The sequence below is a fragment of the Sphingosinicella sp. genome (assembly GCF_052387495.1).
Taxonomy (GTDB): Bacteria; Pseudomonadota; Alphaproteobacteria; order Sphingomonadales; family Sphingomonadaceae; genus Allosphingosinicella.
Map to the genome: position 1 here is coordinate 1 of NZ_JBQTJC010000027.1, position 6739 is coordinate 6739.

10 protein-coding genes are annotated in these 6739 nt (G+C 69.5%); 2 read left to right on the plus strand and 8 right to left on the minus strand.

Translation table 11 applies throughout. The features are described from left to right. Together ACT4N8_RS01955 and mobA are read left to right on the plus strand one after the other, a co-directional pair. Positions 1 to 660 (plus strand): TSUP family transporter (locus tag ACT4N8_RS01955; protein ID WP_444856457.1); only part of this gene is annotated, 660 nt, incomplete at its 5' end. Next, positions 657 to 1238 carry a molybdenum cofactor guanylyltransferase gene (gene mobA, locus ACT4N8_RS01960; protein ID WP_444856458.1) on the plus strand — a complete coding sequence of 194 codons (582 nt, stop codon included), beginning with the start codon at positions 657 to 659 and terminating at the stop codon, positions 1236 to 1238. The genes ACT4N8_RS01955 and mobA, both read left to right, overlap by 4 nt. Here the strand turns inward: mobA and ACT4N8_RS01965 are convergent. From ACT4N8_RS01965 to ACT4N8_RS02000, 8 genes are all read right to left on the minus strand, one after another. Continuing rightward, positions 1235 to 2416 carry a molybdopterin molybdotransferase MoeA gene (locus ACT4N8_RS01965; protein ID WP_444856459.1) on the minus strand — a complete coding sequence of 394 codons (1182 nt, stop codon included), beginning with the start codon at positions 2414 to 2416 and terminating at the stop codon, positions 1235 to 1237. The two genes, mobA and ACT4N8_RS01965, sit on opposite strands and share 4 nt — an antisense overlap. Continuing rightward, positions 2413 to 2886, minus strand: a complete 474-nt coding sequence (moaC, locus tag ACT4N8_RS01970; RefSeq protein ID WP_444856460.1) for a cyclic pyranopterin monophosphate synthase MoaC — start codon at positions 2884 to 2886, stop codon at positions 2413 to 2415. The genes ACT4N8_RS01965 and moaC overlap by 4 nt, the downstream gene beginning before the upstream one ends. Then, positions 2883 to 3419 (minus strand): molybdenum cofactor biosynthesis protein B, encoded by a 537-nt coding sequence (gene moaB / locus ACT4N8_RS01975; protein ID WP_444856461.1) that lies wholly within the window; start codon positions 3417 to 3419, stop codon positions 2883 to 2885. The genes moaC and moaB overlap by 4 nt, the downstream gene beginning before the upstream one ends. Continuing rightward, on the minus strand, positions 3407 to 3880 hold the full coding sequence (locus tag ACT4N8_RS01980) for a molybdenum cofactor biosynthesis protein MoaE (protein ID WP_444856462.1): 474 nt from the start codon (positions 3878 to 3880) through the stop codon (positions 3407 to 3409). Before ACT4N8_RS01980 ends, moaB begins: the two co-directional genes overlap by 13 nt. A gap of 1 nt (position 3881) precedes the next feature. Then, positions 3882 to 4127 (minus strand): MoaD/ThiS family protein, encoded by a 246-nt coding sequence (locus tag ACT4N8_RS01985; protein WP_444856463.1) that lies wholly within the window; start codon positions 4125 to 4127, stop codon positions 3882 to 3884. A 120-nt stretch (positions 4128 to 4247) separates the two neighbouring features. Continuing rightward, complete coding sequence (locus ACT4N8_RS01990) at positions 4248 to 4877, minus strand: response regulator transcription factor (protein WP_444856464.1); 630 nt, start codon at positions 4875 to 4877, stop codon at positions 4248 to 4250. Next, positions 4867 to 5931, minus strand: a complete 1065-nt coding sequence (locus ACT4N8_RS01995; protein ID WP_444856465.1) for a PAS domain-containing sensor histidine kinase — start codon at positions 5929 to 5931, stop codon at positions 4867 to 4869. Before ACT4N8_RS01995 ends, ACT4N8_RS01990 begins: the two co-directional genes overlap by 11 nt. A gap of 148 nt (positions 5932 to 6079) precedes the next feature. Next, on the minus strand, positions 6080 to 6445 hold the full coding sequence (locus ACT4N8_RS02000) for a hypothetical protein (RefSeq protein WP_444856466.1): 366 nt from the start codon (positions 6443 to 6445) through the stop codon (positions 6080 to 6082). Positions 6446 to 6739 lie beyond the last annotated feature (294 nt).

Sequence of the window (6739 nt, forward strand, 5' to 3'; positions counted from 1 at the left end):
GCCTCGGCCTACCTCGCGATCATGGCCTTGTTCGCGGTCGCGCCGGAAACCATGCGGCCGACCGCCCTGACGCTGAACCTGATCGTCGCCGGGTTCGGCGCGGTGCGCTTCGCCCTCGCCGGCCAGACCAACTGGCGGCTGCTGCTCGCCTTCGCCGCGACGGCGACGCCGGCCGCCTTCCTTGGCGGCTGGGTCCAGCTTCCGCCCGAATATTACCGCCCGCTTGTCGGACTCCTGCTTTGGGCCGCCGCGGTCCGGCTGTTCTGGCAGCCGAAGCGGCTGGCCTGGCAGGAGGTACGCCAGCCTTCGCTGGCGCTGACCCTGCCCGCGGGCGCGGCGCTCGGCCTGCTCGCCGGCCTGACCGGCACCGGCGGCGGCATCTTCCTCAGTCCGCTCATCATCCTGTTCGGCTGGGAGACGCCGCGTCACACGTCCGGCGTTGCGGCAGCCTTCATCTTTCTCAACTCGGCGGCGGGGCTGGCCGGCAACCTCGCGGCAGTGCGCGCGCTTCCGCCGCAGCTGCCCTGGCTAGCCGCGGCGGTCGTCGGGGGCGCTCTGGTCGGCACCTGGCTCGGGGTTGCGCGCCTGCCGCGCGAGCGGTTGCTCCAGGGGCTCGGGCTGGTGCTCGTCATCGCCGGCGCCAAGTTGTTGTTCGCGTGAGCACCGGCCTGCTCGTCGCGGTGTTGGCGGGCGGCGAGGGCCGCCGCATCGGCGGCGGAAAGCCCTCGCGGCTCCTCGGCGGCGAGACCCTGCTCGCGCGCGCGTTGCGGTTGGCGCGCGGATGGTCGGACGAGGTGCGGACGGTCGTTCGCGATCCCGGCCAGGCCGCGGGAGCGCCCTTGCTGCTCGACGATGCGGCGATCGCCGGGCCGCTTGGCGGCCTCGCCGCCGCGCTGCGTTTCGCGCGCAGCCATGGCCATGAGGCCGTGTTGACCCTGCCGTGCGACATGCCGTTCGCGCCTCCCGACCTGCCCGGCCGCCTCGGCACTGCGATCGAGGCGCGGGCCGCCGCCATTGCCGCGAGCGGCGGAGAGATCCATCCGGTCTGCGCCATGTGGCGACGCGACGTGCTGGACCGGCTCGACGCCTATCTCGCGACTGGCCGCCGCTCGCTACGCGGCTTCGCGGAGACTGTGGGCTTCATCGAGGTGGACTGGTCGGTCGGGTCGCTCGATCCCTTCTTCAACATCAATAGCGCGCAGGACCTCAGGCGTGCCGAGGCGATGCTGCTTCGCTAGAAGTCGAGCGCTTCGACGATCTCGCCTGCGACGGCGGCCGGCGCTCCAGCGGGGCGGCGCAGGAGAAGGTCGGCATGAGCAAGCGTCTTCTGCGCACTCGAATCCTGGTTCGAGAGGGGCTGGGCCAAATCGCGGTCGCTCGCCGCGCGGACGAAGGTTTCGCGTCCGCCGCAGGGCCCGAGCTGCCCGGCCAGCGGCATCGATCGCCAGCGCAAAGCCTCGGCCGGATTGCGGCCGGTCATGCGGGCGAGCAACGGCGCCAGCAGGACCCGCGCCGTCACCATCGCCGAGGTCGGATTGCCGGGCAACCCCATCACCAGCCGGCCCGCCGCGCGGCCGAGCCAGACCGGCTTGCCCGGCTTTATCGCCACCTTGGCAAAGACCAGGTCCAGCTTCTCGAACATCGCCTTGGCGAAGTCGCGTTCGCCGACCGAGGCGCCGCCGGTCACGACGACAAGGTCGGCCGAGGCCAGCGCTTCCGCCGCGGCCTTGCGCATGTCCTCGAGGTCGTCGCGCAGCCGCCGCCGCAGGGCCACCGCGCCGCCCCAGTCGGCGGTCAGCGCGGCGATGCCGAACGAGACGCTCTCCGGCAGCGCTTCGGCCTGGCCCGCGGCTGTGCCGGGCGGGACCAACTCGTCTCCGGTGGCGAGGATCGCGACGCGGGGGCGACGGAAGACCTCGAGCTGATCGAGGTCTGCGCCGGCCGCGGCGACCAGGGCGCGTGCATCCAGCAGGCGGCCAGGCTCGAGCAAAATGTCGCCGACCGCGAAATCCGATCCGCGCCCGCGGATGTGCCGCGCCACGCCCGGCGTCTCGGTGAAGCAAGCGGTCTCGCCCTGTCGTGTCACCACTTCCTGGATCACGATGCGGTCCGCGCCCGCCGGAACCGGTGCGCCGGTGAAGATGCGCACGCACTCGCCCGCGCCCACGGGGTGGCCGAAGCCGCGCCCCGCGAGGGATTCGCCGATCAGCCGGAGCCGCGCCGGCAGGGCCGCCAGGTCGCCATCGCGCACTGCATAACCGTCCATCGCGGAGACATCGCCGGGCGGAGCGTCGACCCGCGCCCGCACGGCTTCCGCGAGCACGCGGCCATGCGCGGCCGCCAACGGGACCTGCTCGCGACCGACCGGCGATGCCGCATCGGCGACCAGCATGACGGCCTCGTCGAAGGAGATCATCTGCCCCAGTTCCCCGATTGGCCGCCGCTCTTCGAGGTCATGGCAATGCCGCCGATCTCCATCTCCCGGTCGACCGCCTTCAGCATGTCGAACAGCGTCAGGCAGGCGACCGTGACCGCGGTGAGCGCCTCCATCTCGACGCCGGTGGGGCCGGTCGTGCGCGCCTCCGCCTCGATCCGAAAGCCGGGGAGCGCCTCGTCGATCTCGATCCTGACCGCGGCCTTGGTCAGCGACAGCGGGTGGCAGAGCGGGATCAGCTCGGCGGTCCGCTTCGCCGCCATCACCCCGGCCAGCTCGGCGGTCTCGATCACCGCGGCCTTGGGGGTCGTCCCGGCGCGGACCCGCGCCAGCGTCTCGGGCCGGCAGCGCAGATGTCCTACCGCCGTTGCGGTCCGCGCCGTCGCCGGCTTGTCCGACACATCGACCATCCGCGCCCGGCCGCTTTCGTCGAGATGGCTGAGCCCCGTCATGCGCACAAATGCCGCAGCCGCGGCACCTGACCGGCGAGCGAGCAGGGCCGGTAGCGGCTGTCGAGCTCGAGGCCCAGCACCAGGTCCCACGCGTCGCGGCAGGCGCCGGTCGAGCCGGGCAGGCAGAAGATGAAGGTATCGCCGATCTGGCCGGCGAAAGCGCGCGACTGCAGGGTCGAGACGCCGACGGTCCCGAGGCTCGCCTGGTGGAAGACGATCGCGAAGCCGTCCATTTCGCGGTCGAGCATGGGCCGCACCGCCTCCGGGGTGACGTCGCGCGGCGCGAAGCCGGTGCCGCCAGTGGCGAGGACGACGTCAATGTCGGGATCGTCGGCCCAGGCCTGCACCCGCGCCCGGATCGCCGCGACCTCGTCGGGGACGATCGCCCTGCGGGCCAGTTCGTGCCCGGCCGCCTCGAGCCGCCCGGCGAGCAGGCCGCCGGACGTGTCGGTCTCCTCCGTCCGGGTGTCCGACACGGTCAGCACCGCGATGCGCAGCGGATGGAAGGGCAGTTGCTCGTTTATTCCGGGCATGGGTCGCTCCAGCGGGCGCGGGCCGCACGATCGTCGGCGGCAGGCTCGATCCATCTGGAACCGTCAACCCCATCCTCGCGCTTCCAGAACGCGGCGTCGGTCTTCAGGCGGTCCATCAGATAGTCGGCGGCCTCGAAGGCGGCGCGGCGGTGCGCCGACGCGGCGGCGGCGAAGACGATCGGCTCGCCGGGCGCGATCTGGCCGCAGCGGTGGACCACCCGCACCGCGCTGACGCCGAAGCGCGTCAGCGCGCCATCGGCGATCGCCGCCAGCGAAGATTCCGTCATGCCGGGATAGGAATCGAGGAACAGGCCGGTCACGGCCTCGCCGTCCGCGCCCGCGGGGCGGGCAAGCCCGACGAAGCTCACCACGGCGCCGTCGCCGCCACGGCCGGCGATGAAGTCGGCCAGCTCGTCCTCGGGCCGGAAGGGAGCGGCCGCGAGCCGCGCCTCGGCGCCCATCTCACCCTCCCGACAGCGGCGGCAGGAAGGCGACTTCTTGCCCCGGCATCACGCGCGCCGTCTCGGGCGCGACTTCAAGGTCGATGCAGGCGCGGATCGACGGCCTGGTGAGCTCGCCGGCCGCTTGCGGTAGCGCTCCGGCGAGCCGGCGGCGCAGCTCGGCGACGGTGCAGCCCTCGGCCGGCAAGTCGAGCTCGACCTCGCGGCCAGCGCTGTCTGCAAGGCGTCCGAAAAACAGAATCTTCATCAGTCGTTCGCTCCTCGGCCCTGCGCCTAGTGGCGTTTGTCCGCGTCCGATTGACCTGCGTCAATGCTTGGGCGGGGTTGCCAGCGTGCGCTCATAGGGCGCTCGGCCATGAGGCGGCGGCTAGCCACCTCCTTCGTCCAGGCCGGCGGCGAAAGCGATGCGCAGCGCCTCCGACAGGCTTCGCACGCCAAGCTTTTCCATCAGGTTGGCTCGGTGGATCTCCACGGTGCGCGGGCTGATACCGAGGTCATAAGCGATACTCTTGTTGGGGAGCCCCCGGGCAAGACCCTCAAGCACCTCCCGCTCGCGCACAGTTAGGCCAGCGAGGCGGACTTCGGCGTCCCGCTGTTGCTCCGCGCCCCGCTCCGCGCGGAGTAGCCGGGCGAAAGCCTCTTCCAGGCTTTCGAGCAAAGCCTTCTTCTCGAACGGCTTCTCGATGAAGTCGACCGCGCCCGCCTTCATCGCCCGGACCGCGACGGAGATGTCGCCATGGCCGGTCATCACCACCACTGGCAGACCTATCCCGCGGTCGCGCAATGCCTGCTGGACCTCGAGGCCGTCCATTGCGGGCATGCGTACATCGAGCAGGATGCACCCCGGCTGCAGGTCGCGGCCGCGCTTGAGCAGCTCGACGCCGGATTCGTAGGTTTCGACGCGAAAGCCGGAGGTTTTCAGCATGAAGCCCGCGGATCGCCTGATCGCGGCTTCGTCGTCGACGAGGTGAACGAGGGGCTTGGAATCATCCTGCATCGTCTGCTCCGGCATCGGGAAGGGTGAAATGGAATTCGGTCCCGCCGCGCCGGCCGGGCTCAAACCAGATGCGCCCGCCGTGCGCCTCAACGATCGTTCGGCATATCGACAGGCCAATTCCCATGCCGCTCTCCTTGGACGTCACAAACGGCTGGAACAGCTGTCCGGCTATCTCCTCGTTTATGCCGCCACCGGTGTCGCAAACACTGACGCGTACGAAGCCGTTCGACTCGGTCCGCGTGCGGATGGTGAGGGCACGGATTCGGGAATCAAGCATCGCGTCGATGGCGTTGCGAATCAGGTTCACCAGGACTTGCTGGATCTGGATACGATCCACGATGACGCGGCTCGCCGAGCGATCCAGCTTAACCTCGACTTCGATGCCGTGCTCGCGGGAACCGACCAGCGCCAGCGCATTGGCCTCGTTGATCAGGCGCGGCAGATGCTCGACACGACGCTCGGTTTCTCCGTAGGCGATGAAGTCGCGCAGCCGTCGCACGATCTGGCCCGCGCGGACCGCCTCCTTCGCGGCGTCGTCAAGCGCTTCGCGGACGATCCCGAGCGTCTCGGCATCGGGCTGTTCCGAAAGCAGGTCGCGTGCCGTTTCACAATAATTGGTAACGGCCGTCAGAGGCTGATTGAGCTCGTGGGCGAGCGAGGAAGCGAGCGTTCCGATTTCGCTCACGCGGCCGACATGGGCGAGCTCGGACTGCAGGTCCTGCAGCCTGAGCTCCGTCTGCTGCCGCTCGGTAAGGTCGCGGATGAAGCCGGTGAAGATGCGGCTGCCATCGACCCTCGCCTCGCCGACCGAGAGCTCGATCGGGAATGTGAAGCCGTCGCGGTGGCGGGCCGTCACCACCCGCCCGATACCGATGATCTTCCTGACGCCGGTGTCGCGGTAGTTCTCAAGATAGGAATCGTGCTCCTCGCGGTAAGGCGAGGGCATCAGCATGCTGACATTCTCACTTACGACCTCGGCCTCAATATAGCCGAACATTTTCTCGGCGGCGGCGCTGAACGAGAGGATGAGACCCCGCTCGTCGATCACCACCATGGCGTCGGGCACCGTCGCGAGGATCGAGCGCAGATGAGCCTCGTCCTGGCGCGGAACCCGTGGCGCGGGCACGTCGTCGCTGGCGTCGTTCATTGCTGCCGGGTCTAGCACCACATGTTCGATAGGCCGAGAGGAAGCGCCAACAGGCCTAATTCAGTTCCCTGAGGCTGGCGATGCGGAACGGCAGCTTGCGGCCGTCGGGTTCAGTGACGGTGATATACTCGCCGAGTCGCAGCGCGTGGCTCTCGAGGTGGAAAATCGGCTCGTCGTCCTCGTCGCCCGGCTCGTAGCTGAACGCCCATCCGCGGGGCGTGTGGACGACGTAGCCAATCATGTCCGGCTCGCTCGTCCAGAAGCGCCGCACCGTCGCCCGAGCGGGATCCTGCTGCACCGCGGCCGCATCAATTCGTCCCTCCGAATCGAGCGGCAGGCGAAGCAGGTACGCACGGCCGACCGACCCGTCTGGGAAGTCACGGGTCCGGGCGAGCTCCAGTCGAATGGTTTTCCAGTTCATGGCGCTCTTGATGGTGTGCCCCAGAGCGCTTCCCAATACGGAATGATACGGAGTTGGGCTCGGAGAGAGCCCGCCGGCGTGACGGACCGGTGCCGAGAGACGCCTTTCGTACGCTGATCCACATGGCCTCCGTCCGGCGGCTCGCTGGCGAGAACGCGCGAGGCGGGTAACCTTGGTAAATCCCATCTGATGAGGAGGCGAACGGGGCATCCGCGGGGGCTGCGATAGGCAAGCGATCTGAAAATTACCGTCGTTTCAACAGCTAAGGCCCTGCTTTCGATTCCCTCCCGCTCC

What these genes read in the sequence shown, in the direction of transcription:
- ACT4N8_RS01965 (WP_444856459.1), bottom strand. Translation starts at nt 2,416, where the DNA reads ATGATCTCCTTCGACGAGGCCGTCATGCTGGTCGCCGATGCGGCATCG.
- moaC (WP_444856460.1), bottom strand. Translation starts at nt 2,886, where the DNA reads ATGACGGGGCTCAGCCATCTCGACGAAAGCGGCCGGGCGCGGATGGTC.
- moaB (WP_444856461.1), bottom strand. Translation starts at nt 3,419, where the DNA reads ATGCCCGGAATAAACGAGCAACTGCCCTTCCATCCGCTGCGCATCGCG.
- ACT4N8_RS01980 (WP_444856462.1), bottom strand. Translation starts at nt 3,880, where the DNA reads ATGGGCGCCGAGGCGCGGCTCGCGGCCGCTCCCTTCCGGCCCGAGGAC.
- ACT4N8_RS01985 (WP_444856463.1), bottom strand. Translation starts at nt 4,127, where the DNA reads ATGAAGATTCTGTTTTTCGGACGCCTTGCAGACAGCGCTGGCCGCGAG.
- ACT4N8_RS01990 (WP_444856464.1), bottom strand. Translation starts at nt 4,877, where the DNA reads ATGCAGGATGATTCCAAGCCCCTCGTTCACCTCGTCGACGACGAAGCC.
- ACT4N8_RS01995 (WP_444856465.1), bottom strand. Translation starts at nt 5,931, where the DNA reads ATGGTGGTGATCGACGAGCGGGGTCTCATCCTCTCGTTCAGCGCCGCC.
- ACT4N8_RS02000 (WP_444856466.1), bottom strand. Translation starts at nt 6,445, where the DNA reads ATGAACTGGAAAACCATTCGACTGGAGCTCGCCCGGACCCGTGACTTC.